Source organism: Roseateles sp. P5_E4 (assembly GCF_054049255.1).
Window position 1 is genome coordinate 14197 of record NZ_JBFUMS010000017.1, and the last position, 23470, is coordinate 37666.

At 68.0% G+C, this 23470-nt stretch carries 25 protein-coding genes and 1 pseudogene; 12 read left to right on the top strand and 14 right to left on the bottom strand.

Features of this window, described 5'->3' with window-relative positions; all coding sequences use genetic code 11:
- Positions 1-32: 32 nt before the first annotated feature.
- Positions 33-911, bottom strand: coding sequence for a dienelactone hydrolase family protein (locus tag ACXJLH_RS26015; protein WP_457447258.1), 879 nt, complete (start codon positions 909-911; stop codon positions 33-35).
- A gap of 127 nt (positions 912-1038) precedes the next feature.
- Between ACXJLH_RS26015 and ACXJLH_RS26020 the strand changes: the two genes are divergently transcribed.
- Together ACXJLH_RS26020 and ACXJLH_RS26025 are read left to right on the top strand one after the other, a co-directional pair.
- Positions 1039-2004, top strand: coding sequence for a CysB family HTH-type transcriptional regulator (locus ACXJLH_RS26020; protein ID WP_457322221.1), 966 nt, complete (start codon positions 1039-1041; stop codon positions 2002-2004).
- 76 nt (positions 2005-2080) lie between these two features.
- Complete coding sequence (locus ACXJLH_RS26025) at positions 2081-3073, top strand: sulfate ABC transporter substrate-binding protein (protein WP_056197613.1); 993 nt, start codon at positions 2081-2083, stop codon at positions 3071-3073.
- Between the two features lie 14 nt (positions 3074-3087).
- Here the strand turns inward: ACXJLH_RS26025 and ACXJLH_RS26030 are convergent, their stop codons facing one another.
- Positions 3088-3780, bottom strand: a complete 693-nt coding sequence (locus ACXJLH_RS26030; RefSeq protein ID WP_457322223.1) for a hypothetical protein — start codon at positions 3778-3780, stop codon at positions 3088-3090.
- A 239-nt stretch (positions 3781-4019) separates the two neighbouring features.
- Complete coding sequence (locus ACXJLH_RS26035; RefSeq protein WP_457447259.1) at positions 4020-4175, bottom strand: PEP-CTERM sorting domain-containing protein; 156 nt, start codon at positions 4173-4175, stop codon at positions 4020-4022.
- Between the two features lie 183 nt (positions 4176-4358).
- Here ACXJLH_RS26035 and ACXJLH_RS26040 point away from each other — a divergent pair, with 183 nt between their 5' ends.
- Complete coding sequence (locus tag ACXJLH_RS26040) at positions 4359-5888, top strand: DUF1800 domain-containing protein (RefSeq protein WP_457447261.1); 1530 nt, start codon at positions 4359-4361, stop codon at positions 5886-5888.
- A 4-nt stretch (positions 5889-5892) separates the two neighbouring features.
- Entirely contained in the window at positions 5893-7086 is a 1194-nt protein-coding gene (locus ACXJLH_RS26045) for a DUF1501 domain-containing protein (RefSeq protein WP_056197618.1), read from the top strand.
- Here the strand turns inward: ACXJLH_RS26045 and ACXJLH_RS26050 are convergent.
- Positions 7083-7640 carry a flavodoxin family protein gene (locus ACXJLH_RS26050; protein WP_056197620.1) on the bottom strand — a complete coding sequence of 186 codons (558 nt, stop codon included), beginning with the start codon at positions 7638-7640 and terminating at the stop codon, positions 7083-7085. The two genes, ACXJLH_RS26045 and ACXJLH_RS26050, sit on opposite strands and share 4 nt — an antisense overlap.
- Positions 7641-7674: 34 nt before the next feature.
- Positions 7675-8397 carry a pirin family protein gene (locus ACXJLH_RS26055; RefSeq protein WP_457447365.1) on the bottom strand — a complete coding sequence of 241 codons (723 nt, stop codon included), beginning with the start codon at positions 8395-8397 and terminating at the stop codon, positions 7675-7677.
- Between the two features lie 111 nt (positions 8398-8508).
- On the opposite strand from ACXJLH_RS26055, the gene ACXJLH_RS26060 reads away from it, so the two are divergent.
- On the top strand, positions 8509-9477 hold the full coding sequence (locus tag ACXJLH_RS26060) for a LysR family transcriptional regulator (protein ID WP_457447263.1): 969 nt from the start codon (positions 8509-8511) through the stop codon (positions 9475-9477).
- Positions 9477-10358 (top strand): tRNA glutamyl-Q(34) synthetase GluQRS, encoded by an 882-nt coding sequence (gluQRS, locus tag ACXJLH_RS26065; protein WP_457447265.1) that lies wholly within the window; start codon positions 9477-9479, stop codon positions 10356-10358. Before ACXJLH_RS26060 ends, gluQRS begins: the two co-directional genes overlap by 1 nt.
- 34 nt (positions 10359-10392) lie before the next feature.
- Here the strand turns inward: gluQRS and ACXJLH_RS26070 are convergent, their stop codons facing one another.
- Positions 10393-10734 (bottom strand): YciI family protein, encoded by a 342-nt coding sequence (locus tag ACXJLH_RS26070; RefSeq protein WP_457322231.1) that lies wholly within the window; start codon positions 10732-10734, stop codon positions 10393-10395.
- A gap of 150 nt (positions 10735-10884) precedes the next feature.
- On the opposite strand from ACXJLH_RS26070, the pseudogene ACXJLH_RS26075 reads away from it, so the two are divergent.
- The 4 genes and pseudogenes from ACXJLH_RS26075 to ACXJLH_RS26090 all read left to right on the top strand — a co-directional run.
- Positions 10885-11229, top strand: a pseudogene (locus ACXJLH_RS26075) (FKBP-type peptidyl-prolyl cis-trans isomerase); the annotation flags it as partial.
- Positions 11230-11259: 30 nt separating this feature from the next.
- The gene (locus ACXJLH_RS26080) at positions 11260-11607 is read left to right on the top strand and encodes an FKBP-type peptidyl-prolyl cis-trans isomerase (RefSeq protein ID WP_457322246.1); all 348 of its coding nucleotides are present in this window, start codon (positions 11260-11262) and stop codon (positions 11605-11607) included.
- A 93-nt stretch (positions 11608-11700) separates the two neighbouring features.
- Entirely contained in the window at positions 11701-12117 is a 417-nt protein-coding gene (locus tag ACXJLH_RS26085) for a PilZ domain-containing protein (protein WP_056197633.1), read from the top strand.
- Positions 12118-12204: 87 nt separating this feature from the next.
- Entirely contained in the window at positions 12205-12957 is a 753-nt protein-coding gene (locus tag ACXJLH_RS26090; RefSeq protein ID WP_457355196.1) for an MgtC/SapB family protein, read from the top strand.
- Here ACXJLH_RS26090 and ACXJLH_RS26095 read toward each other — a convergent pair.
- Complete coding sequence (locus tag ACXJLH_RS26095) at positions 12954-13877, bottom strand: LysR family transcriptional regulator (protein ID WP_457322235.1); 924 nt, start codon at positions 13875-13877, stop codon at positions 12954-12956. The genes ACXJLH_RS26090 and ACXJLH_RS26095 overlap by 4 nt on opposite strands.
- A 96-nt stretch (positions 13878-13973) precedes the next feature.
- Between ACXJLH_RS26095 and metE the strand changes: the two genes are divergently transcribed.
- Positions 13974-16301, top strand: coding sequence for a 5-methyltetrahydropteroyltriglutamate--homocysteine S-methyltransferase (metE, locus tag ACXJLH_RS26100; protein ID WP_457447267.1), 2328 nt, complete (start codon positions 13974-13976; stop codon positions 16299-16301).
- 4 nt (positions 16302-16305) lie between these two features.
- Here the strand turns inward: metE and ACXJLH_RS26105 are convergent, their stop codons facing one another.
- The 7 genes from ACXJLH_RS26105 to ACXJLH_RS26135 form a co-directional block, all read right to left on the bottom strand.
- Positions 16306-16728 (bottom strand): YybH family protein, encoded by a 423-nt coding sequence (locus ACXJLH_RS26105; protein ID WP_457447269.1) that lies wholly within the window; start codon positions 16726-16728, stop codon positions 16306-16308.
- Between the two features lie 90 nt (positions 16729-16818).
- Positions 16819-17610 (bottom strand): type I methionyl aminopeptidase, encoded by a 792-nt coding sequence (gene map, locus ACXJLH_RS26110; protein ID WP_457447271.1) that lies wholly within the window; start codon positions 17608-17610, stop codon positions 16819-16821.
- The gene (locus ACXJLH_RS26115; RefSeq protein WP_056197644.1) at positions 17607-17855 is read right to left on the bottom strand and encodes a ParD-like family protein; all 249 of its coding nucleotides are present in this window, start codon (positions 17853-17855) and stop codon (positions 17607-17609) included. The genes map and ACXJLH_RS26115 overlap by 4 nt, the downstream gene beginning before the upstream one ends.
- 36 nt (positions 17856-17891) lie before the next feature.
- Complete coding sequence (locus ACXJLH_RS26120; RefSeq protein WP_056197645.1) at positions 17892-18335, bottom strand: acyl-CoA thioesterase; 444 nt, start codon at positions 18333-18335, stop codon at positions 17892-17894.
- A complete protein-coding gene (locus tag ACXJLH_RS26125) occupies positions 18328-21144 on the bottom strand; it encodes an ATP-binding protein (RefSeq protein WP_457447273.1) in 2817 nt (938 codons plus the stop codon). Before ACXJLH_RS26125 ends, ACXJLH_RS26120 begins: the two co-directional genes overlap by 8 nt.
- Complete coding sequence (locus ACXJLH_RS26130) at positions 21144-21824, bottom strand: hypothetical protein (protein WP_457447274.1); 681 nt, start codon at positions 21822-21824, stop codon at positions 21144-21146. The genes ACXJLH_RS26125 and ACXJLH_RS26130 overlap by 1 nt, the downstream gene beginning before the upstream one ends.
- On the bottom strand, positions 21821-23125 hold the full coding sequence (locus tag ACXJLH_RS26135; RefSeq protein WP_457447276.1) for a hypothetical protein: 1305 nt from the start codon (positions 23123-23125) through the stop codon (positions 21821-21823). The genes ACXJLH_RS26130 and ACXJLH_RS26135 overlap by 4 nt, the downstream gene beginning before the upstream one ends.
- Here ACXJLH_RS26135 and ACXJLH_RS26140 point away from each other — a divergent pair.
- Complete coding sequence (locus ACXJLH_RS26140; RefSeq protein ID WP_457447278.1) at positions 23124-23450, top strand: PEP-CTERM sorting domain-containing protein; 327 nt, start codon at positions 23124-23126, stop codon at positions 23448-23450. The two genes, ACXJLH_RS26135 and ACXJLH_RS26140, sit on opposite strands and share 2 nt — an antisense overlap.
- The last annotated feature ends 20 nt before the right edge of the window (positions 23451-23470 follow it).

Consider the following 23470-nt stretch of genomic DNA (forward strand, 5'->3'; position numbering starts at 1 on the left):
CGGGAGCCGCAAGCGTATCGCGCCTGCGCGCCCTAGCCGAGCGTTGACTTGAATACCGCCAGCGTCCTCTCCCAGGCCTGCTGCGCCGCCGCGGGGTCGTAGCGTGGCGTCGTGTCGTTGTTGAAGCCGTGCTGGGTGCCGGCGTAAACGAACTGCTCGTAGCGCACACCCGCCGCCTTCAATGCGGCTTCATAGGGTGGCCAGCTGGCATTGACGCGCTCGTCGTTGCCGGCGTAGTGCAGCAGCAGCCGCGCCTTGATGCGCGGCACGTCTTCCAGCGCCGGTGCGGCGCCGTAGAAGGGCACGGCCACGGCCAGCTCAGGCACCTGCGTGGCCACATGGTTGGTCAGCGAGCCACCCCAGCAGAAGCCGACCACGCCGACCTTGCCATTGGCATCCGGCAGCGCCAGCAGCCCGCGGGCGGCAGCGACGATGTCTGCACGCGTCTTGCCGGCGTCGAGCTTGCCGAAGAGCTCGCGCGCCTTGTCCTCGTCGCCCGGGTAGCCGCCCAGCGGCGCCAGTGCGTCGGGCGCATAGGCCACATAGCCGGCGAGCGCGGCACGGCGGGCGATGTCCTCGATGTGCGGGTTCAGGCCGCGGTTCTCATGCACGACGAGCACGGCGGGCAGCTTGCCCGCGGCACTTGCCGGCTTGGCCAGATAGCCCTGCACCTTGCCGTTGCCTTGCGGCGACTCGAAGGCCTGGCGGCGCGTCACCAGGCGCGGGTCATCTGGCTTGACTTGCTGGGCCGCGGCGAAATTGGGGCTGAGTGTGGCCAACAGCGCAGCGGCACCAGCCGGGCCACCGGCAAAGCTGGCGGCCTGCTCAAGAAACCCGCGCCGGCTCAGGTCGCCGTGCACGTAGCGATCGAACAAGGCCCAGGCCTGGGTCGGAATGGCTTCCTTATGCATGCATTGACTCCTTGGATGCCGGCCAACTGTAGGCGTACCAAAACCGCCTGACACCACCACGAAGTGCATAACGATATGGCGAATGGTTCGACGACAGAAGTGATCGCTGTTCGCAAAATCGCCTCGCATGAACTTCCAGCAACTCCGTTCCGTCCGCGAAGCCCAGCGCCGCGGCTTCAACCTGACCGAAGTCGCGCAGGCCCTGCACACTTCGCAACCCGGCGTCAGCCGCCAGATCCGCGAGCTGGAAGAGGAGCTGGGCATCGAGCTCTTCGTGCGCGTGGGCAAGCGCCTCACAGGGCTGACCGAGCCGGGCGAGCACGTGCTGCCCGTCATCGAGCGACTGCTGCTGGAAGCCGAGAACCTCAAGCGCGCGGCCGATGACTTCGCCCAGGCGGGCAGCGGCCGCCTGCGCATCGCAGCCACGCACAGCCAGGCGCGCTACGCGCTGCCGCCCGCCGTGCGCGACTTCCGCGCCCATCACCCCGACGTCAGCCTGCATCTGCAGCAGGGCTCGCCCCAGCAGATCGCCCGCCTGCTGCTCGATGGCGAGGCCGACGTGGGCATCGCCACCGAGGCGCTGGCGCAATACCCTGAACTCGTCGCCCTGCCCTGCTACCGCTGGACGCACTCGGTCGTCGTGCCGCCCGACCACCCGCTGCTCGATGGCCCGCTGACGCTGGCCCGCCTGGCCCAATTTCCTATCGTCACCTACGAGCCCGGCTACACCGGCCGCTCCCACATCGACGAGGCCTTTGCCGCGGCCCAGCTGCAGCCCCACATCGTGCTGAGCGCGATGGATGCCGACGTCATCAAGACCTATGTAGAGCTGGGCCTGGGCGTGGGCATCGTCGCGGCCATCGCCTTCGACGAGGAGCGCGACCGCCATCTGCGTGCCATCGATGCCCGCCATCTGTTCGAGGACAACATGACGCGCCTGGCCGTGCGGCGCAGCGCCTATCTGCGCGACTACATCTACGAGTTCATCCAGACCTTTGCTTCGCCGCTCAAGCGCGAGGTCGTCGATGCGGCCCGCCACGAGCTGCCGACCGTGGCGGCTGAACCCGTGCTGGCCTGGTCGAAAGCCGCATGAGCTTGCGCGCTCTTCTTCTTTGCCCGCTCCTGCCCTGATCCCTAGAGTGAACCGCCTTACCCCTAACTCAAACACCATGCGCCGCCTTCTCACCGCCCTCTCCTTCGCTCTCGCCGCCACCGGCGCCTTTGCGCAGACCTCGCTGCTGAACGTCTCCTACGACCCGACGCGGGAGCTCTACCAGGACTTCAACAAGGCCTTCGCCGCGCAGTGGAAGGCCAAGACCGGCGAGACCGTCAGCGTCAAGGCCTCGCATGGCGGCTCCGGCAAGCAAGCCCGCGCCGTCATCGACGGGCTGGAGGCCGACGTCGTCACGCTGGCGCTGGCCTATGACATCGACGCCATCGCCGACCACAAGCTGCTGCCCCTGGACTGGCAGAAGAAGCTGCCCAACAACGCCAGCCCCTACACCTCCACCATCGTCTTCCTGGTGCGCAAGGGCAACCCGAAGAAGATCAGCAACTGGCCCGACCTGGCGCGCAGCGGCGTCGACGTCATCACCCCCAACCCCAAGACCAGCGGCGGGGCGCGCTGGAACTACCTGGCCGCCTGGGGCTATGCGCTGAAGAACGGCGGCACGCCCGACTCGGCCAAGGACTTCGTCAAGCGCATCTACGCCAACACCAAGGTGCTGGACTCGGGCGCACGCGGCTCGACGACGACGTTTGTCGAGCGCGGCATCGGCGACGTGCTGATCGCCTGGGAGAACGAGGCCTACCTGGCCGTCAAGGAGCTCGGCCCGGACAAGTTCGAGATCGTCACGCCCAGCGTGTCCATCCTGGCCGAGCCGCCGGTGGCCATCGTCGACAAGGTCGTCGACAAACGCGGCACGCGCAAGCAGGCCGAGGCCTATCTGAACTACCTCTACAGCCCCGAGGGTCAGGAGATCGCGGCCAAGAACTACTACCGCCCGCGTGACGCCAAGGTCGCTGCCAAGTACGCCAAGCAGTTCGGGCCGGTCAAGCTCTTCACCCTCGACGAGTACTTCGGCAACTGGCGCCAGGCCCAGAAGGCCCACTTCGACGATGGCGGCGTGTTCGACCAGATCTACGCGCCGGGTTCGAAGTAAGCGCACCAAGTCGGTCAGAAGCGCATGTGGTCGACCACCTCCGGTGGGTAGTGGCGCAGATAGGCCCGCCGGAGCGCCCCTTCGGCGACGGCCCGCTCGAACATCTGCACCAGCAGCACCAGGTCGGCGGCGTCGAGATTGCGCCTGGCCAGATAGACACCGTTCTCCATCAGCGGCAGGGTCTCCAGCAGCTCGATGCGAAAAGCCGTCTGCGACAGCGGCATCCGTGGCGCCAGGTCCAGGGCACCCTGGCCGGTCACGTGGGGCAGCAGCGTGAAGTCGGCGCGGCCCGCTCGCAACATGCGGCTGAGCGCCTCGATGTCGGGCACGATGTCGGCACGTTTGTCCGCCAGCAATTGGTCGACGAAATCGCCGTAGGCCTGCCCGAAGTAGTAGCCACGCACGAAGATGCCGCGCAGGCTCTTGTCGGCCAACAGCCGACTCAGGTCGGCCGGCACCGGCGCGTGCGTGCGTAGCGTCGCCACGGCCACGCCCTGGCGACTCAAGGGTACGAAGAGATGGGTCTGATCGCGCTCGGGTTTGCGCAATGCCGGCAAATAGAGATCGCCATCCTGCGCCTCGAACACCGTTCGCGCGGCGCGCGCGCGGGGCACGACGCTGAAACGGAACTCGCAGCCAAGCAGCGCGCCGCGCTCGCGCAGCAGTTCCGGCAGCACGCCCTCGACGCGCTCATCTTCGACGAACACCAGCCGTCCCGCTGGCGACACCGGCACGTCAATCGCACGCGAACAACCCGCCTCGGCAGCCGGAGCGAACAACCCGGCTACCGCAAGCACCAGCCCTACCCTGAGCGGAACTCGACGACCGCTTTGCATGCGCAAACAGTAACGGCTGCGTGCGTTGACAGCAAGCCCGGCAAGTCCAGGGCCATGCATCCGCTGCACGCCGGGTGGCCGGTGAGCCGCCCGGCGCTGCCCAACGATGCTCAGCGGCGTCGACGCTGCCAGGTCACCCCGCCCAGTGCGGCCATGCCGGCCAGCAACAGAGCCGACGGCGTTGGCTCCGGCACGGCCGCGGTCGTCAGCGTCACGTCGTCAATGAAGCTGGCCGCCACAATGTGGCGGGCACCGGTGTCTGGCATGTCTTCGAAATAGCACCGCCTCGACACAAAGGGCGGCAAGGACGCGGTCCAAGACCACAAACCAGCAACATGACGGCAGCCGACAGACACATTAGGGGGGCGGCGCGTCTGCTAGCCTGCCGGGGTCAACGCCGGGCCGCGACCGACCGTTGGCCCGGACTCAGCCCGAAAGGCCCGCCCGCCATGACAGCCTTGCCCCGTCTCGCGCTTTGCACCGCCGCATTGCTGGCCGGCTGCGCCGCTGCGCCAATCCAGGCGCCCACGGTGGGCAGCCACAGCGCAGCCGCCGACACGCTGTGGTTGGATCGCTTGAGTTGGGGCGCCAGCAGCGCCGATCTCAGCCAGGTCCGCCGCCAGGGCCGCGAGGTCTGGCTGGAAGCCCAGCTCCAGCCTCGCATCCCGGGCGCACTGCCAGAAGCCGCTCAGGCGCAAATCCAGGCTCTCGCCGTCACCCAGCAGCCGTTGTTGCCCCTGGTGCAGCAGATGGAAGCCCAGCGCAAGGCCGCCGATGCACTGACCGACGACATGGCCAAGGCGGAGGCGCAGAAGAACTACCAGCAGGCCCTGACCAAGCTGGCCCGCGAGGCGTCGACGCGCCAGCTGCTGAATGCCCTCTACTCGCCCAACCAGGTCCAGGAGCAGATGACCTGGTTCTGGTTCAACCATTTCAACGTCCACCAGTACAAGAGCAACCTGCGCGTCATGGTGGGCGACTACGAGCAGGGTCTGCGCGAACGCGCGCTCGGGCGCTTTCGCGACCTGCTCGGCTACACGGCCCACCACCCGGCCATGCTGCGCTACCTCGACAACGAGCAGAACGCCGCCAACCGCATCAACGAGAACTACGCCCGCGAGCTGCTGGAACTGCACACCCTGGGCGTGGGCGGTGGCTATAGCCAGAAGGATGTGCAGGAGCTGGCCCGCGTGCTGACCGGGCTGGGCGTGAACCTGACCGACAACAAACCCAAGCTAAAGCCCGCGCAGGAGGCGCAATACCGCCGAGACGGGCTGATGGAGTTCAACCCGGCGCGGCACGATTTCGGCGACAAGCAACTGCTCGGCGTCACCGTCAAGGGCCAGGGCGAGGCCGAACTGGACCAGATGTTGGACCTGCTGGCCAAACACCCGAGCACGGCCCACTTCGTGTCGCGCAAGCTGGCCCAGTACTTCGTCGCCGACGAGCCGCCGCCGGCGCTGGTGGAGCGCATGGCGGAGCGCTGGCAGCAGAGCGATGGCCGCATCGCCGAGGTGCTGCGTGCCATGGTGGGCTCGCCCGAGTTCGAGGCGTCCCTGGGCCGCAAGTTCAAGGACCCGACGCATTACGTCGTCTCGGCCGTGCGCCTGGCTTATGCCGACAAGGTGGTGCTGAACACCGGCCCAATGATCGGCTGGCTCTACCGCCTCGGCCAGGCGCCCTACAACCGCCAGACGCCCGATGGCTATGCACTCGACGAAAGCGCCTGGGCGGGGCCCGGCCAGATGACGACGCGCTTCGAGATCGCGCGCGCCATCGGCAGCGGCAGCGCCGGCCTCTTCAAGGTCGAGGGCGAGACCAAGGACAGGCCGGCCTTCCCGCAGATCGCCCACCCGCTGTACTACGAAGGCATCGCGCCGCGGCTGGCCGCCGCCACGCAGCAGGCGCTGGGTCAGGCCACGTCGCCACAGGAATGGAACACCTACCTGCTGGCCTCCCCCGACTTCATGAACAGGTGACGCCATGAACCGACGCCTTTTGCTCCAGCTCGGCCTCGCTGGCCTTGGTACGGCCGCCCTGCCCACACAACTGTGGGCCGCAGCAGCCGACACGCCGCGCCTGCTGGTCGTCTTCCTGCGCGGTGCCTATGACGCGGCCAACCTGCTGGTGCCCACCTCATCCAGCTTCTACTACGAGGCCCGGCCCAACATCGCCATCGCCAAGACGGCCGCGCTGCCGCTGGACGCGAGCTGGGGCCTGTCGCCCGCGGTGGCCGACAGCATCCACCCGCTTTGGCTCAAAGGCCAGGCCGCCTTCGTGCCCTTTGCCGGCACCAACGACACGACACGCAGCCATTTCGAAACCCAGGACCACATCGAGTTGGGCCAGGCCGACGAGGGCAGCCGTGACTTCCGCAGCGGCTTCATGAACCGGCTGGCCGGCGTACTGGGTGCGGGCTCGCCCGTCAGTTCGAGGTTGGAAGCCATGGCCTTCACCGACCAGGTGCCGCTGATCCTGCGTGGCAATCTGCCGGTGGCCAACCAGGCACTGCGCGACCTCGGCAAGCCGGCCATCAATGCCGCCCAGGCCCAGGTCATCGCCGGCATGTACGCCGGCACACGCATGGCCAACACGGTCAGCGGCGGCTTCGAGGTGCGCGACGAGGTGTCACGCGAAATGGCCGGTGAAATGGAAGCGGCCAGCCGCGGTGCCATTGCCGCCAAGGGCTTTGCGCTCGAAGCACGGCGCATCGCACGGCTGATGCGCGAACGCGTGACCCTGGGTTTCATCGACGTCGGCGGCTGGGACACCCATGTGGGCCAGGGCGGTGCGACCGGCCAGCTTGCCACCAAGCTCGGTGAGCTCGGCCGCGGCCTCGCGCTGTTTGCCGACGAGATGGGCCCGCAGTGGAACAACACCGTGGTGGTGGTGGTCAGCGAGTTTGGCCGCACCTTCCGCGAGAACGGCAACCGCGGCACCGACCATGGCCACGGCAGCGCCTACTGGGTGCTGGGCGGCGGCGTGAAGGGCGGGCGGGTGATGGGCGAACAGGTGGAGGTCAAGGCCGCCACGCTGTTCCAGAACCGCGACTACCCGGTGCTCAACGAGTACCGGGCGCTATTTGGCGGCCTGTTCAAGCGTATGTACGGCCTGAACGACGCGCAGCTGGCCGCCGTCTTTCCCGGGGCCAGCGCGCGCGATCTGGGCCTGGTTTAAGCCTTGCTCAGTCGGGCGGCAACCGTCTTGATGCGCTCGCCGAAGGCCTTGGCCGTGGCGAAGTCGCCCGCGGCCATTTCGTCCGTGGAGGCGTCGCTGGGCGAGACCGTCATCAGGCCGCCGAAGGACGCGACGTAGTTGATGTCGTCGCGCGTCGAAGCCTTCTTGTTGGCCGGCATCATGCCCGTGCCCACCCACAGCATGGAGTGCTGCTGGCTCAGCGTGAAGAAGTAGTGCAGCGTCGACAGCTTGTCGCCGTTCATGGAGGCGCTGTTCGTGAAGCCGGCGGCCAGCTTGTCCTTCCAGCCCTGGCCGAACCAGACCTTGCTGGATGCGTCGGCAAACTTCTTGAACTGCCAGCTGGCCGCGCCCATGTAGGTGGGCGAACCGAAGACGATGGCGTCGGCCGCGGCCAGCGCTTCCCAGTCTGCGTCCTTCAAATTGCCTTCGGCGTCGATGGCGATGAGCTGGGCGCCCGCGCTCTCGGCAACGGTCTCGGCGATGCGCTTGGTGTGGCCGTAGCCGGAGTGGTAGACGACAACGATCTTGCTCATGGAGGAATTCCTCTGTGGGTGGGGGATAAGAAACTCAGGCTGCCAGGTCGAAGACGAGGACCTCGGCATCATGGCCGGCCGTCAAGGCGAGGCGCGATGTTTCGCGAATCTGCAAGGCATCACCGGTTGCCAGGTCTTGTCCATTCACGCTGAGCGCGCCGCGCACGACGTGCACATAGGCAAGGCGACCGGGCGCCAGTTCAAGTTCCGCTTGCTCGGCGCCATCGAACAGGCCCGCATACAGCTTGGCATCGGCATGGATGGTCACCGAGCCTTGCGAGCCGTCGTTGGCCGCGACGAGACGCAGCCGGCCGCGCTTGGAGTCGGCGTCGAAGTGCTTCTGCTCATAGCTCGGCGCGATGCCGCGGGCGTCAGGTTGGATCCAGATCTGCAGGAAGTGCGTCGTTTCGTCCTTGGCATGGTTGAACTCGCTGTGCATCACGCCGGTACCGGCGCTCATCCGCTGCACATCGCCGGGGCGGATGACACCAGCGTTGGCACCACCGGCCTCGCCGTTGCCCATGCTGTCCTTGTGCGCCAGTTCGCCGGAGAGCACGTAGCTGATGATCTCCATGTCGCGATGGCCGTGCGTGCCGAAGCCCTTGCCAGCAGCGACCTTGTCCTCGTTGATGACACGCAGCGGCCCGAAGCCCATGCGGGCCGGGTCGTAGTAGTCGGCAAAGGAGAAGCTGTGGAAGGACTTCAGCCAGCCGTGGTCGGCGTAGCCGCGGTCACTGGACTTGATCAGTTGCATCACTGGGTTTTGCATGCTGGCTCCTTGCTTGTTGGCGATGGACTCAATGTAGGAGCGACCGTCGTATCCGGGAGTCGGCCTGCGTTGAGGACATCATTCAAATAGACTGAACGCATGCCGAATCCTCAGGACAAACGCCGCGCACTGACCCCGGAAGCCCTGTCCATGATGGACACCATCGCCCGCACGGGCAGCTTCGCCGCCGCGGCTCGCGAGATGGGTCGGGTGCCGTCGGCGCTGACCTATTCCGTGCGCCAGCTGGAAGACGCGCTCGACGTGCTGCTCTTTGACCGCAGCTCCCGCCAGGCCGTGCTGACAGCGGCCGGCCAGGAGCTGCTGCACGAGGGCAGGCGCCTGCTGCAGGAACTGGACGCCGTGGCCAACCGCGTGCGGCGCATCTCCACCGGCTGGGAAAGCGAGTTGACGCTGGCCGTCGATGACGCCGTCGCCCGCCGGGCCCTCTTCGACCTCATGGAAGCCTTCTACGCCGAGAAGATCGACGGTGGCGGCCCACCGCCGACCCGGCTCAAGCTGCGCGTGGAGGTACTGGCCGGCACCTGGGAGGCCTTGCTGCATGGCCAGGCCGACATAGCAGTCGGTGTACCGGGGCAGCTGCAGAACAGCGGCATTCACTGTGAGTTCGCGGGAGAGCTGGAGTTCGCCTTCTGCATTGCGCCCCACCATCCGCTGGCCAGCCTGCCCGAGCCGCTCAGCGCAAGCCAGATCGCCGAGCACCGCATCGTTGCCGTGGCTGACAGCGCCCGGCTGATGGCGCCGCTCAGCGTCGGTCTGCTGCCAGGCCAGGACGTGCTGACCGTGCCATCGCTGGCCATCAAGCTGGAGGCCATGATGCGCGGCCTGGGCTGCGGCTCCCTGCCCGTGCCCATCGTGCGCCGTCATATCGAGGCCGGCCGCCTGGTGCGCAAAACCACCTACGAGGGCCACCGCACCGGCAAGATGCATTACGCTTGGCGCGACACCGGTCCCGCACCGGGCAAGGCGCTGGCATGGTGGCTGGACAAGCTGCGCAGCGAGACGACGCGCAAGGCACTGCTCGAACAGCACGAGGGGCTGCTGCTCTGATGAGCTATCGAGGCCGATTCGCGCCCTCGCCCACCGGCCCGCTGCACGCCGGCTCGCTGGTGGCGGCGCTGGCGAGCTGGCTGGATGCCCGCGCCCACGGCGGCGAGTGGCTGGTGCGCATCGAAGACGTCGATGGCCCGCGCTGCCCGCCGGGCATGGACGAGGTCATCCTCGACCAGCTCGATGCCCTCGGCCTGCGGCCCGACGAGCCGCCGGTCTGGCAGTCGCACCGCGGCGAGCTGTATCAAGCCGCGCTGGACCGGCTGATTGCCTCCGGCCATGCCTATGGCTGCGCCTGCACCCGCGCCGAGATCGCAGCGGCAGCCGGCCCCAAGCCCAGGCATGGTGAACTGATCTATCCCGGCACCTGCCGAGATGGCACCCACGGCCGGCCGGTGCGGGCATGGCGCTTTCGCGTCGCGGGCCGCATCAACTGGCAGGACCGCCGGCTGGGCGCGCAATCACAAGACCTCGAAACCGAAGTCGGCGACTTCATCCTCAAGCGCGCCGACGGCCTCTGGGCCTACCAGCTCGCCGTCGTCGCCGACGATGCCGAACAAGGCGTCACCGACATCGTCCGCGGTGAGGACCTGGCCGACAACACGCCGCGCCAGATCGCGCTGCAACGAGCACTTGGCTTTCCGACACCGCGCTATCTGCACACGCCGCTGGTGCTGGCGGTGGACGGGCACAAGCTGTCCAAGCAGAACGGCGCGGCGGCCATCGACCTTGCCGACCCTGCCGGGCGGCTGCGCGATGCCGCGAGTCGGCTGGGGCTGCGCTTGCCGGACGGGATGAACAGCGCCGAGGAAGTACTGACGGGCTCGGTGTCGAAATGGGAAGCGCTGGTGAGGGAATCAGCGGGCGAACGTTCGAGTTGAGACGCACAAGCTGGCGCGCCGAGCAGGAACAGGCTCAACCTTCCGACAACTGGCTCCACACCGGCCTGACCTCAATCGTGGCAACTGCAGCCATCGGGTGTTTGGCTGCGACCTCGACGGCGATGTCCAGACTGGCGCATTGGATGAGTTCATACGCGCACATTTGTTCGCGCGAGCGCGAGAACGGCCCTGAAGAGGGGCTGATCCTTCCATCCCTCACGCGCACGGTGACAGCCTCAGAGGCTGGCCGCAGTGGGTTGCCCTGGACTCGAATACCGCGAGCCTCCATCGACTTGATCCAGTCCATGATCTCCGCAACGAGGCGCTCCGTAGGTGCAAACCCGTCGTCGTGGGCGATGATGAGCAGATAGTTCATGCGTCTCTCTCAGAAGCGGCAGGGCAAAGGCGCCCTTCGACACGACGAACAAAGGGCTGAGCAATCGACACCAAGACCTCCCAGGCGACGAAACAGCCGCCTGGGCCAGGAGGCGACAATCCGGGGCTTTCCCCACAGCAAGGATTTCCCATGAACACCACGCCCACCGGCCTGCAGTTTGACGACACCGTCGAAGGCGATGGCAAGCAGGCAGCGGCCGGCCATGACGTCACCGTCCACTACACCGGCTGGCTCTGGGTCGACGGCGCCAAGACCGACAAGTTCGACTCCAGCAAGGACCGCGGCGACCCGTTCGAGTTCGAACTCGGCGCCGGCATGGTCATCCGCGGCTGGGACGAGGGCGTGCAGGGCATGAAGATCGGTGGCAAGCGCACGCTGATCATCCCGGCCGAACTGGGTTACGGCGCGCGTGGCGCCGGCGGCGTCATCCCGCCGAATGCGACGCTGTGCTTCGAGGTCGAGCTGCTGGGCCTCGCCGGCGGCCCCGAACATGTCGAGCTGAACCTGCACACCACCTCCAGCGGCCTGCAGTACGAGGACCGCGTGGTGGGCGACGGCGCCGAAGCCGCCAAGGGCCAGCGCGTGTCGGTGCACTACACCGGCTGGCTCTACAAGGACGGCATGCGTGGCAAGAAGTTTGATTCCAGCAAGGACCGCGGCCAGCCCTTCAAGTTTCGCCTCGGCGGCGGCGAAGTCATCCAGGGCTGGGACGAAGGCGTGCAGGGCATGAAGGTCGGCGGCACGCGCATGCTGGTGCTACCGCCCGAGCTGGGCTATGGTGCCCACGGCGCGGGCGGCGTCATCCCGCCGAACGCGACGCTGCTGTTCGAGGTCGACCTGCTGGCGGTCTGACCCGAAGCCATTTCAAGCGACGGCAGGCGACTGACAAGCGCCTGTCATTCGCGGATGCTTTGATCCAGCCCGTTCACGAACCCAGATCACATCATGTCGATTGACCAACGCCGCTTCCCTCGCGTCGAGTTCTTCCTGGTGCCCGACGAGCACGAACAGCTGCCGGTCTGGGTCATCAAGCCCGAGGGCCTGGCCGAGAAGCGCGGCGGTGTCGTCGTCAATCTCAGCGAGGCCGGCCTGCAGATCCTGGCCGCGGCCGAGCCGCCGCTGGATGCCCAGCACTACGAGTTGCGCCTGCTGCTCGGCGAGGACGAGGGCGTGCCCCTCTTCAGCGCCGAGGTGCGCCGCGTCTGGACGCGGCCGCTGAGCCGCATCGTGCAGCTCGGCGGCTTCGAGTTCGAGTCGCCCAACTCCCAGGCCGAGGAGTTCCTGCTCGCGCAGACCGCGCAGATCACGGCGCGCAAATGGGTGCGCTGCGTGCTCGTGGAACGCATGACAGCCCTGGCCTGAATCCCTTCGCGTCCAGCCCCCTGGCGAGCGGGGCTGGACTGGGTTAGCGTGGTCGCGGGGCAGGTTTGCCCCGCCATTGCCCACGTCATGCTCGAAACCGACCACCTGCTGCGCTACTGGACCGACAGCCAATGGGCGGCCAACGTGCTGATGCTGATGCATCTGCTGGGCGCCATGGTGCTGGGCCTGTTGCTCGGCTATGAGCGGGCCTACCACGGCCGTGCCGCCGGCATGCGCACATACGCGCTGGTCTGCATGGCGTCCTGCGCCGTGACCATCCTCGTCGGCTACCCCGACCAATGGTTCGGCGGCCACATGGCCGGCGGTTCGCTGCCGCAGTTCACCGACCCGACGCGGGTCATTCAGGGTGTGGTGACGGGCATCGGCTTCCTGTGCGCCGGCGTCATCATGCGCGAGGGCATGAACATCTCGGGGCTGACGACGGCGGCGTCGATGTGGGCGGCATCGGCCATCGGCATCGTGCTGGGCATGGGCTTCTATTTCGCCGCCATCGCGCTGACGCTGCTGTGTGCGACGTTGATGATGTGGGGCGCCAAGCTGGAGAGCCGCCTGCCCTCCCACCCGGCAATAGCAGTGACGCTGCGCGGCGAATCGGGCCGGCGCTTCACGCAGGCCGAGCTGGCCGAGTTCGCCGATGGCCTGGGCTACCGCTTCGCACCCGGCTCGCTGAGCATCGAGAAGCAGGGCGACCATGAAGAGTGGCGCTTCGTCTGCACGGCCAAGCAGAACTTCAAGGGGCAGACGCTGTGCCGCTTCACTGACCGGCTGCATGAGCTGCCTGGCGTGGCCGGATACCGCGTGACCCACGCTCGCAACTAGAGCAGGCTGACCGCCGCCAGATTGAGCAGCGAGGTCTCGCGCATCAGCCGCACGAAGTCGGCCAGGAAGGGCTTGGCCGCGAGCCCTTCGGTGCTGACGGCGTAGAGCCGCCCGGTCAGCCCGCCCTCCCCGATGCGTTGGCGCGCCACGTAGCCGCGCGCCAGATAGCCCTCCACCGCCCACAGCGGCAGCGCCGCAATGCCGCGGCCGCTGGCAACCAGCTGCAGCATGGCCACCGTCAGCTCGCTGGTGCGGCGCGGCGGCGTGATGCCTGCGGGCTGCAGCACGCGGCGCACGAGGTCCAGCATCTCGTCGGGCACCGGGTAGGTGATGAGGGTGTGGTCAGCAAAATCGAGCGCTTCGAGCCAGGGCTTGGCCAGCAGCGCATGGCCCTTGGGCAGCAGCGCAATGATCTCGAAGCTGAACAGCGGGTGCACGACGACGCCGGTCTCGTCGGCGTCCACATCCGACACGATGGCCAGCTCGGCGCGGTCCTGGTGCAGCAGGCCCACGGGGTCGGCCTGGAAGCCGGAGACGATGTCCAGCTCCACCTCCGGCCAGCGGCCGCGGAAGGCGTCCATGGCCGGCATCAGCCAGTCGAAGCAGGTGTGGCATTCCACGGCGATGCGCAATTGGCCGGCCGAGCCGTCCACCAGCCGGCGCACGTCGCGATCGGCCTCATCGACCTGGGTCAGCACGATGTCTGCCAGCTTCAACAGCCGCTGCCCGACCGCGCCGAACACCAGCGGGTTGCTCTTGCGGGCGAACAGCTCGGCGCCGTAGTGCTCCTCCAGGGCCTTGAGCTGGTGGGATAGGGCCGACTGCGTCAGGTTCAGCAACTGCGCCGCTCGGGACAGATTGCCGGCCTCGCGCAAAGCAACCAGGGTGCGCAGATGGCGCAGTTCGAGCGGCGTTTGCATGAGCGGAACTTGTGATGATTCAGAAAACGTTTCGTTTGAATCATAGTCATGAAGTGCCGATCATCACGAATCGCTTTCAGCATTGTTCGATTCATCATGATCAAGACTCATATCCTCGGCTTCCCGCGCATGGGCGAGCACCGCGAACTGAAGACGGCGCTGGAGCGCCACTGGCGCGGCGAGCTACCCGCCACCGAACTGGAGGCCCAGGCCGCCGCGCTGCGCGCCCGCCATTGGAAGCTGCAACAGGACGCGGGGCTGGACCATGTCACCGTCGGCGACTTCGCCCTCTACGACCATGTCGCCCACCTGATCCAGCTGTTCGGCTGCGAACCGGCCCGCTTCGGCTTCAACGGCCAGGAGACCCCGCTGCAGCGCTATTTCGCGATGGCCCGTGGCATCACGACGACCCATGCCCACACCGAGGCCTGTGGCTGCAGCGGCACGCACGTCGATGGCGTGCCCGCGCTGGAGATGACCAAGTGGTTCGACACCAACTACCACTACCTCGTCCCCGAGTTCGACAGCGCGACCGAGTTCAGCCTGAACGCCGAGCGCCTGCTCGCCGAAGTCGATGAGGCCATCGCCCTGCCAGCCAGCCCCAAGGTCGCGCTGCTCGGGCCAGTCAGCTTCCTGTATCTGGGCAAGAGCAAGCAGGAAGGCTTTGACCGGCTGGTGCTGCTCAAGCGCCTGCTCCCCGCGTACGAGCAGCTGCTGACCCGCCTGGCCGCCCGCGGCGTGACCTGGGTGCAGTTGGACGAGCCCATCCTCGGCCTGGACCTCAGCCCAGCCTGGCAGGACGCACTGCGCCTGGCCTATGCGCGCCTGGGCGTCGTCGGCCAGCCCCTGCTGCTGGCCACCTATTTCTCGCCGCTGGGCGACAACCTGGCGCTCGCCTGCGAACTGCCCGTCGCCGGCCTGCATGTGGACGCCGTCCGCGCCCCCGAGGAGCTGCTGCCCGTGGCCCTGCGACTGCCGCTGGACCGTGAGCTGTCGGTCGGCATCATCGACGGCCGCAACATCTGGCGCAGTGACCTCGACCAGGCGCTGTCACAGCTCAACAAGGTCCGCGAACTGCGCGGCGGCCGGCTGTGGGTGGCGCCGTCCTGCTCGCTGCTGCACGTGCCCTTCAGCCTGCGCCACGACGCAGCGCTGGACACCGAGCTGCAAGGCTGGCTGGCCGGCGCCGTCGAGAAGCTGGACGAGCTGCGCGTACTCAAGCGCGCGCTGTGGGGCAGCGAAGCGAGCGTGGCCCGTGAACTGGCCGAGTCGCGCATTGCCCGCGCCAACCGTGTCACCAGCCGACGCGTGCGCAACGGCACCGTCGCGGCCCGTCTCAAGGCCTTGCCGACCGATGCCGATCAGCGCCGCTCACCCTTCCCCACCCGTCAGGCCGCACAACGCCAGCGCCTGCGCCTGCCAGCCTTCCCGACGACGACCATCGGCTCCTTCCCGCAAACGGCCGAGATCCGCGCTGCCCGCGCCGCCTTCAAGCGCGGCACGCTGGGCGACGTCGCCTACCGCGAGGCCATGCAGCGCGAAATCCAGCTCGCGGTCAGCAAGCAGGAATCGTTAGGCCTGGACGTGCTAGTACACGGCGAGGCCGAGCGCAACGACATGGTCGAGTACTTCGGCGAGCAGCTCGCCGGCTTCGCCTTCACGGCCAACGGCTGGGTGCAGAGCTATGGCTCGCGCTGCGTGAAGCCGCCGGTGCTGTTCGGCGACGTGTCGCGCCCCAAGGCCATGACGGTGGACTGGACCGTCTTCGCGCAGAGCCTGACGGCCAAGCCCATGAAGGGCATGCTGACCGGCCCCATCACCATCCTGCAATGGTCCTTCGTGCGCGACGACCAGCCGCGCGCCACCACCACGCTGCAGATCGCGCTGGCCATCCGCGACGAGGTGGCCGACCTGGAAGCTGCTGGCATCGCCGTCATCCAGATCGACGAACCTGCCATCCGCGAAGGCCTGCCGCTGCGCCGCGCGGCATGGGGCGCCTATCTCGCCTGGGCGACGCGTGCCTTCCGCGTCTCTGCCAGCGCCGTGCGTGACGACACGCAGATCCACACCCATATGTGCTACTCGGAGTTCAACGACATCCTGCCCGAGATCGCAGCCATGGATGCTGACGTCATCACCATCGAGACCAGCCGCTCCGACATGGAACTGCTGCGCGGCTTTGGCGACTTCCGCTACCCCAACGAGATCGGCCCTGGCGTCTACGACATCCACTCACCGCGCGTGCCCGACGCGGCCGAGATGCTGCGCCTGCTGCGCAAGGCCGCCGAGGTCATCCCGGCTGACCTGCTCTGGGTCAATCCCGACTGCGGGCTGAAAACGCGGGGGTGGCCGGAGACGGAGGCGGCGCTGGCCCACATGGTGGCGGCGGCGCGCGAGCTGCGGGCGGAGGCGACGCCGGCCTGAATGCTCAGTGCTCGGCCTTCTCCTGAGGTTCGGCCAGCATGTCGGCGTGACGGTGGACGATCTTCCATTCGCCGTCTTCGCGACGGAACACCTCGGTGACACGCAGCGTCATCGACAGCAACTCGTCCTTGCCTTTTATCTGCACCCTGGCGTGCTGCAGGCCGGTCCAGTAGCCAACCTCGTGGTCGGCCGCGCTGTGGAAGATCTCAAAGCGGCTGCTTTGCGTGCCCTCGTCGAAGGCCTCCGCATCCTTGGCCTGGCGCTCCTTCACGGCCACCGCGCCGCGCACATGGCCACCGCCGGGGGGAAAGAAGCTCGCCTTGCCGTGCGCGGCAGCCAGCGCCAGGAAGTTGTCCGGCTGCCCGCGCACGTAGTCGAGCGAGGCGACTTCTCTCGCGTGCAGAAATTGCGTGAAAGATTCGGTCATGACGGCTCCCGAGGCGACGACGCATTCACTGTGCAGCCCAGTGCATTCACCCACTGCCGGAGCGGCCTGCATCGCCCCGTAGGCCAAGGCCTACTCGATGGCCGGATAGTCGCCGAGGCCGTCCGGCCAGGGCGTCAGGATCTCGAAGCCGTCGGCCGTCACGGTCACCATGTGCTCCCACTGGGCCGACAGCGAGTGGTCGCGCGTCACCACCGTCCAGCCGTCGTTCAGCTCGCGGATGCCGGCGGCGCCCGCGTTGATCATGGGCTCGATCGTGAAGATCATGCCCTCCTGCAGCTTCAGACCTTCGCCCGGGCGGCCAAAGTGATTGACGTGCGGGTCGTCGTGATAGACGTCGCCGATGCCATGGCCGCCGTACTCGCGCACGACGCTGAAGCCGGCCGCATGCGCAACTGTCTGGATGGCATGGCCCACATCGCCTAACGTCGCACCCGGGCGCACCTGGCGGATGCCGGCGCGCAGCGCCTCATAGGTCGTGTTGACTAGCCGGCGTGCCAGCACATTGGCCTCGCCAACGATGAACATGCGGCTGCTGTCGCCGAACCAGCCGTCCTTGGTCAGCGTCACGTCCACATTGACGATGTCGCCCTTCTTCAGCCGTTTGTCCTTGGACGGAATGCCGTGGCAGACGACGTGATTCGGCGAGATGCAGGCTGTCTTTGGGTAGCCGTGATAGCCGACGTTGGACGGGATGCACTTCAGCGTGTTGACGATGTAGTCGTGGCAGATGTCGTCCAGCTCCTCGGTCGTCACACCGGGCACGACATGGGGCTTGAGCATGGCCAGCACCTCGGCGATGAGGTGCCCGGCCTCGCGAGCCTTGGCGACCTCGGCGGGCGTGCGCAGTTTCAGGCTCTTCATGCCCGGGCCCCCTTGGCCTTGGGTGCCTGAGCCCAGCCGGCCAGGCGCGCCAGGTCCAGCCCGCCCTCCTGCTCGGCGCGGATCAGCAGCTGGCAGATCTCGCTGTGGCTCAGCTGCGGGTGCAGTTCGGCCAGCATGCCGATGCGCATCCAGTGCTCGGCCTGGGCATTGATGGAACGCGACAAGGCCTGGCTCGCAACGCGCAGGCTCTCGTGCATCGGATCGGAGATTTTGACGATTCCCATGCCGCGACTATATACGCTTCGTATACGAAACGTATATCACTCAGGCTTGGGCACCACCACCGTTTCGTAGGCGCTCAGGAACTCGGGCGGCATGCGCCGCGGCTTGCCGCTGCTGATCTCGATGCACACCAGCAACCACCGGCCGCGCACCAGCGTGACGCCGTCACTCGCGCGGCGCAGTTGGAAGCGGCGCTCCATCGTCAGCTTGCCGTCGCTGTCGGTCAGCCATGTGCCGAGCACCAGGGCCTCGCCCTCGAACGAAGGCAGCAGGTAGTCGTAGTGGCCTTCGCGAATGGCCATGGCGCGGTCCTGGCGGCGGTAGTCGTCAAGCGACAGGCCGAGCGCCTCGGAATGCGCCCAGCCGGCCTGCTCGCACCATTGCACATAGACGGCGTTGTTGGTGTGGTCCAACCCGTCGATGTGTTCGGCCGCCGGCGTCAGCGCCAGCGTGAACGGGGACGGGTAGTCCCAGTCATTCATACACGGAGACTTCCGGCCGGCGCGCCAGCACCGCGATGGGCGGCGCCCAACGCTCGCCGCGCGGCTTCTTGCTCGTCACCAGCGTGATCTCGCTGGGCTCAAACACCTCGACGTTGTGCGTGATCGGCGTCGTCAGCAGGTATTGCGCGCGGGTCGAGCGCAGGAAGTGCCCGACGAGCTGGATGTTGCGCACGTCCAGGTGGGCGAAGGGTTCGTCGATGAAGACGAAGCCGCCCGGCGTCTCGTCGTCTTTCATCAGGCCCACGAGCAGGATCAGGCTCTTCAGCACCTGCTGGCCACCCGAGGCCTCGCCGTCGTTCAGCCCCACCTCGCCCTTGCCGTCAAAGTTGAACTTGACCTGCAGGCCGGCCTGGGCGAGCACGGTGTCGTCGTTGTCCAGGTGCGGCAGCACGGCCTCGGCGGTAACGCCGGCCAGTTCGCCCAGCTCGGCGACGTTCTTCTTGTAGCGGCGCACGGTGGCGCGCATCACGTCGATGTAGCGCTCGCGGGCGTTGAAGGCGGCGATGCGGGCCAGCTCGTTGCTGGCGCGGCGGTCGCTGAGCTGGGTGTCCTGCTCGTGCACCTGGGCCGACATGCGGGCGTGACGGTCCACGACGCTGGCGTCGACCTCCCAGTGGCCGCCTTGCAGTTCCTGGTCGACGTGGTGGGCGCGGATCTCGGCCTGGCGGGCGTTCTCGAACTCGTCACGCAGCGCGGCCAGCGCGATGGGCGTGACCCAGGACTTGGGGAACTGGCTTTTCTGCGTGCGCGACTGACGCGATGCCGCACGCAGCGCCTCGCGTTTGGCCTCGTGCTCACGCACTCGGCCCGAAGCTGAGCCCTCGCCGTCGCGCAGCGCGATCTGCGCGGCTTCATAGGCCTGCTCGCTGCGCGTGGAGTCGCGCAGCATGCGGTCGTGCTCGCTGTCCAGCGTGCTCATGCGCGTGGACGCTTCGGCGCGCGCTTGGCGCAGCACCGGCAGGCGCGCGCGGGCTTCGGCGAATTCGTCGGAGCGTTCGCTCAATTCCTGCGCAGCCTTATGCCCAACGGCTGCGCGCTGCACGTCCTTGAACTGGCGTTCGACTTCCGCCTGCGCCTTGGCGATGCGGCTCAGCTCACCGTCCCAGCGGGCCAGCTCGGCCTCCAGCGCACCGCGGCGCGAGTCCACGGCCGACGCGCCGAACTGATGGTCGCGCGGCTCGACGAAGACGCTGCGGCCGCCGCGGCCGTCGCGGTAGTAGGCGTCGGTCGTGATCCATTCGCCGCCAGCCTTGGCGCCCTCTTCCGTCGACGTGACGCAGCGGATGCCGCCCAGCTGGCGCACCAGCCAGGTCGGCAGCGGCGCACTGACGTTCAGCGCCGCCAGCAGCGAGCCGGCCGGCGCCTGGCCTGCGGCCTGCGTGTCGGCGACGACGTAGTGGCGGTAGCGCTGCTTCGCCGCAATGTCGAAGGCGCGGCCTTCGTCGCTGCGGTGCTTCAGCACGACGACCCAGCGCGATGGGCGCAGCAGGCCTTCGGCGGCGGCGCGCCAGGTTTCGTCGGCGATGTCGACGCTGTCGGCAACGAGGTGGTGGGCGATGCCCGCGTCGTCCAGCGCGCGCTTCATCGGCGCGACCTCGGGCGGCGGCGGGGGCAGGCGCTTGCCGCTCAGCTCGCCCAATGCGGTCTGCGCGCGGGCGGCCTTGTCGCTGGCACGGGTGTAGTCGGCGCGCAGGCGCTCGCGTTCGCCGGCCAGTTCCTGCATGCGCGCCGTCAGCGCGGCGGCATCGGCCTCCACGTCGGCCAGCGCCTTCAGTTCGTCCTCACGCTTGACCAAGGCCTCGGCGGGCCGCTCGGCTTCGCGCGCCGAGTCGAACGCGGCGCGGGCCTCACGGCGTTCGCCGTCCAGCGCCTTCATGCGCTCCTTGGCCGCTTCCTGCGCCGTGAACAAACCATGCAGCGCCGCGCGCTTCTCGGTCAGCACCTTCACGTCACCCGAGGCAAACAGGCGCTGGCGGTGCAACTCGCGCGCATCGCGGGTGATGCGTTCGCGCACCTCGCTCCAGCGCAGCACGGGCAGCACTTCGGTGGCCAGGCGCTCGCGCTCCTGGATCTTGAGCTGGTACTGGCGGTGGCTGTTGACGCGGTTGGCCAGGTCGCTCAACTGCGCCTGCGTGTGCGCCAGCTCGGCACCGGCCTGCTCGACTTCCTTGCCCAGCTGTTGCTGGTGGCTGCGCGCCTGCTCGTAGCGGTCCAGCACCTCCTGGTCGCCGAACACCTCGAAGACGAGGCGCAGCAGCTCCTTAGGAGAAAGCTCGCAGAGCCGGTCGGTCTGGCCCTGCTCCAGCGCCAGCACGCGACCGATGGCGCGCGTGAGGCCGGCCGCTTCCAGCCGCTTCTTCCACGCCTCGATGCCCAGCCAGTCGCGGTCGCCTTTTTCGGCCAGTTGCTCGATCTCATGCGCACCGTCGAGGATGGTGTAGCGGCGCACCCAGTCGCCACCGTGGCGCTCGATGCGGCAGGCCAGCGTCACTTGGTCGCCGTACAGCAGCGACGAAGCGAATGGCCGGCTGCTGTTCTGGCGCGAGCGCGGGCGGTTGTCCACCAGCGCGCGCAGCCAGGCCGTCTCGGCGTTGGCGTGGCGGGCGTAGGTCTTGTACGTGCGGCCGCCGGAACACTCCAGGCCCAGCAGCGTGCGCATGGCGTCCAGCAGCGTGGTCTTGCCCGAGCCGTTGGGGCCGGCGATGGTGATGATGGCGCCGTCCAGCGGCAGCGTGACGCGCTGGCAGTAGTCCCAGTGCAGCAGTTCTAGCGATTGCAGGTGGAACATCAGTCGTCGATATGTTGTTGTTCTTCTTCACGCGGCAGCGCGTGGCCGGCGCGGGCGAGCACGTCGCCCATGGCGCCATCGAGGATGCGCGGCGCCAGCAGGTCGTAGTCGATCAGCAGGTCCAGCAGCGGCCCCTCGGCAATGTCCTCGCCGCGGCGCGTGATGAAGCCGTGGCGCTCCAGCAGCTTGAGGTTGGTGTCCAGCCGCAGCTTCTTGCCGAGCTGGTCGCCAAAGTCCGCCAGCAGGCTGCGGTAGCTGATCAGCGGCGCGACGCTGGCGGCCTGGGGCAGCGGCTTGTCGGCCGCGAACATCTCGCCCTGGCCGGCGTGGATGGCGTCGCTGCGCGCGACCTGGCGCTGGCGCTTCGGCAACACGATGAGCGACCACAGCACCACCAGCAGCGCCACGCCATCGCGCGGCAGATCGAGGTTGTTGTTAGCGGCCAGGCCCATCTCGCCGAACACGGCGCTTTCGGCCGGTCGCACGAGGGCGACGGCGATGTGGTCGGCGTGCACGTTGTCCACCACCTTGAGCCCGACGGCCCCCAGGCGCTGGCCCAGCAGGGTCCACAGCTCGGTGTCGATCAGCGCGCGGCGCACCAGCGGGTGGCTGCGCGGCAGCCAGCGCCGGGCCAGCAGTTGCGCCGCCAGTTGGGCGACGTCGTCGAGAGGTTGGCTCATGAAGAAGAGGCTTCAGGTGTGAGGACGCCGCGGCTCATCCATTTGACGAACTCGTCGTCGACGGGGCCTTGTTCGGCGGACCAGCGCACGCTCCACGGCTGGCGGGCCATGTCGCCGGTGGCGCCCTTGAGGTGACGCGCCTGCGCGTCGCCCAGCAGTGGCAGCAGCTGGGCGCGGTAGGCGGCGCGCGCGTAGCTGTCACCCAGCACGGCGGGTGACAGGTCGCGTTCGATGGGATCAGTGGCCGCCCAGGCCGTCAGCAGCGCCTGCATCTGGTCCATGTCAGGCGGCAACTGCATGACAGCCAGCTCGCCCGTCGGCGCGGCCTGGCCTTGCGGCAGCGCGGCGATCTCGGCAGGCTTGGGGCGGTCGCGCTCGAACTCGGCCTCGGCCGTGTCGACGAGGTCGTGCTGCGACACGAGCACGGGGTGCACCGGCCGCTCCCAGCCATCAGCCAGCAGTTTGGCCAGGTCGCCCTGGCTCTGCAGCCAGCGGCGAACATCGGTCGTCGTGATGCCGGTGGAGCCGAGCGTCACACGCTGGCGGTCGGCTTGCTGCAACGCGCGGTTGAACTGGCTGGCCATCGCCAGCAGCCGCGCCTGCGCCAGGCCCAGCTCGCGGGCCAGGCGCTCCAGACGGGCATCGCCGGCGGCTTCGGCCTGGGCAATGATGGCACCCAGCGCCTCGCCAGCGCGATCCACCAGCGTCAGCGCCTTCTCGAAACGGGTGCGTGCGCGGCGCAGCGCGAACTCGCTGCCGCTGGCGATGGCATCGGCAAACTCGTCGTACAGGCGTGAGAGTTGGGCCAGCAGATGCTGCAGTTGCGCAGGTTGCAAGGTGCCGAGCTGATGGGCGCCGGCCACGCCAGCCAGCAGCGAGGCCAGGTCGCCGTCGGGCGCCTGCTCCTGCGTCAGCGGCTGCAGCAGGCCCACGAGCTGCTGGGCCAGCGGCGTGACGGCATAGGTCTGCGCGGTCGCGTCCCAGGCCAGCAGGTCGGCCTCGCGCAGGCGCTTGAGCACGCTGTCCAGCACCTCGTCGCGCAGCACGTGGAAGGCCTGGTTCAAGGCCTCGCGGGTCAGGCGCGACTCGCGCAAAGCCAGCAGCTCGAAGAACACCCACAGCCGCAGCCGCGTGACGCCCGCCGGGCCCTGGAACAGCGCCCGCAGCGCGACCTGCAAGGAGTCCTGGCGTTCGAGCTGCCACCACAGCAGCGCATCCGCCGGCGCGGCGCCGTCGCGGAAGTAGTCCTCCACGCGATCGGGGCGCGCGGTGTCGTCGGTGTCCAGGGGTGTCGTCAACATGGGGCGCGGATTATCGACGRGCCCTGAAGCCGCCAAATTAGGTGGTGTCGAGGGGTTTGACAGTCGACAGTCGCCGTCGGACAAGCTCATCACCAATTTCAATATCGACATCGGCTCGGCCCTGGGCACCAACGACGCTTTCGTCGGCTTCACGGCCGCGACCGGCTCGGGCTACCAGAACCACGACATCCTGAACTGGCGGCTGGCCAGCGACACCTCCATCACCACCGATCCAGGCCGTCTGCCCGAGCCGGCCGACCTGGCGCTGCTGAGCCTGGCCGGCGTGACGGCCCTCGCAGCCTCCCGGCGTCGCCGCGGCGGCTGACGTTCGGCTTTTGCGAACGC

What these genes read in the sequence shown, in the direction of transcription:
- ACXJLH_RS26015 (WP_457447258.1), bottom strand. Translation starts at nt 911, where the DNA reads ATGCATAAGGAAGCCATTCCGACCCAGGCCTGGGCCTTGTTCGATCGC.
- ACXJLH_RS26020 (WP_457322221.1), top strand. Translation starts at nt 1,039, where the DNA reads ATGAACTTCCAGCAACTCCGTTCCGTCCGCGAAGCCCAGCGCCGCGGC.
- ACXJLH_RS26025 (WP_056197613.1), top strand. Translation starts at nt 2,081, where the DNA reads ATGCGCCGCCTTCTCACCGCCCTCTCCTTCGCTCTCGCCGCCACCGGC.
- ACXJLH_RS26035 (WP_457447259.1), bottom strand. Translation starts at nt 4,175, where the DNA reads ATGCCAGACACCGGTGCCCGCCACATTGTGGCGGCCAGCTTCATTGAC.
- ACXJLH_RS26040 (WP_457447261.1), top strand. Translation starts at nt 4,359, where the DNA reads ATGACAGCCTTGCCCCGTCTCGCGCTTTGCACCGCCGCATTGCTGGCC.
- ACXJLH_RS26045 (WP_056197618.1), top strand. Translation starts at nt 5,893, where the DNA reads ATGAACCGACGCCTTTTGCTCCAGCTCGGCCTCGCTGGCCTTGGTACG.
- ACXJLH_RS26050 (WP_056197620.1), bottom strand. Translation starts at nt 7,640, where the DNA reads ATGAGCAAGATCGTTGTCGTCTACCACTCCGGCTACGGCCACACCAAG.
- ACXJLH_RS26060 (WP_457447263.1), top strand. Translation starts at nt 8,509, where the DNA reads ATGCCGAATCCTCAGGACAAACGCCGCGCACTGACCCCGGAAGCCCTG.
- gluQRS (WP_457447265.1), top strand. Translation starts at nt 9,477, where the DNA reads ATGAGCTATCGAGGCCGATTCGCGCCCTCGCCCACCGGCCCGCTGCAC.
- ACXJLH_RS26070 (WP_457322231.1), bottom strand. Translation starts at nt 10,734, where the DNA reads ATGAACTATCTGCTCATCATCGCCCACGACGACGGGTTTGCACCTACG.
- ACXJLH_RS26085 (WP_056197633.1), top strand. Translation starts at nt 11,701, where the DNA reads ATGTCGATTGACCAACGCCGCTTCCCTCGCGTCGAGTTCTTCCTGGTG.
- ACXJLH_RS26090 (WP_457355196.1), top strand. Translation starts at nt 12,205, where the DNA reads ATGCTCGAAACCGACCACCTGCTGCGCTACTGGACCGACAGCCAATGG.
- ACXJLH_RS26095 (WP_457322235.1), bottom strand. Translation starts at nt 13,877, where the DNA reads ATGCAAACGCCGCTCGAACTGCGCCATCTGCGCACCCTGGTTGCTTTG.
- metE (WP_457447267.1), top strand. Translation starts at nt 13,974, where the DNA reads ATGATCAAGACTCATATCCTCGGCTTCCCGCGCATGGGCGAGCACCGC.
- ACXJLH_RS26105 (WP_457447269.1), bottom strand. Translation starts at nt 16,728, where the DNA reads ATGACCGAATCTTTCACGCAATTTCTGCACGCGAGAGAAGTCGCCTCG.
- map (WP_457447271.1), bottom strand. Translation starts at nt 17,610, where the DNA reads ATGAAGAGCCTGAAACTGCGCACGCCCGCCGAGGTCGCCAAGGCTCGC.
- ACXJLH_RS26115 (WP_056197644.1), bottom strand. Translation starts at nt 17,855, where the DNA reads ATGGGAATCGTCAAAATCTCCGATCCGATGCACGAGAGCCTGCGCGTT.
- ACXJLH_RS26120 (WP_056197645.1), bottom strand. Translation starts at nt 18,335, where the DNA reads ATGAATGACTGGGACTACCCGTCCCCGTTCACGCTGGCGCTGACGCCG.
- ACXJLH_RS26125 (WP_457447273.1), bottom strand. Translation starts at nt 21,144, where the DNA reads ATGTTCCACCTGCAATCGCTAGAACTGCTGCACTGGGACTACTGCCAG.
- ACXJLH_RS26130 (WP_457447274.1), bottom strand. Translation starts at nt 21,824, where the DNA reads ATGAGCCAACCTCTCGACGACGTCGCCCAACTGGCGGCGCAACTGCTG.
- ACXJLH_RS26135 (WP_457447276.1), bottom strand. Translation starts at nt 23,125, where the DNA reads ATGTTGACGACACCCCTGGACACCGACGACACCGCGCGCCCCGATCGC.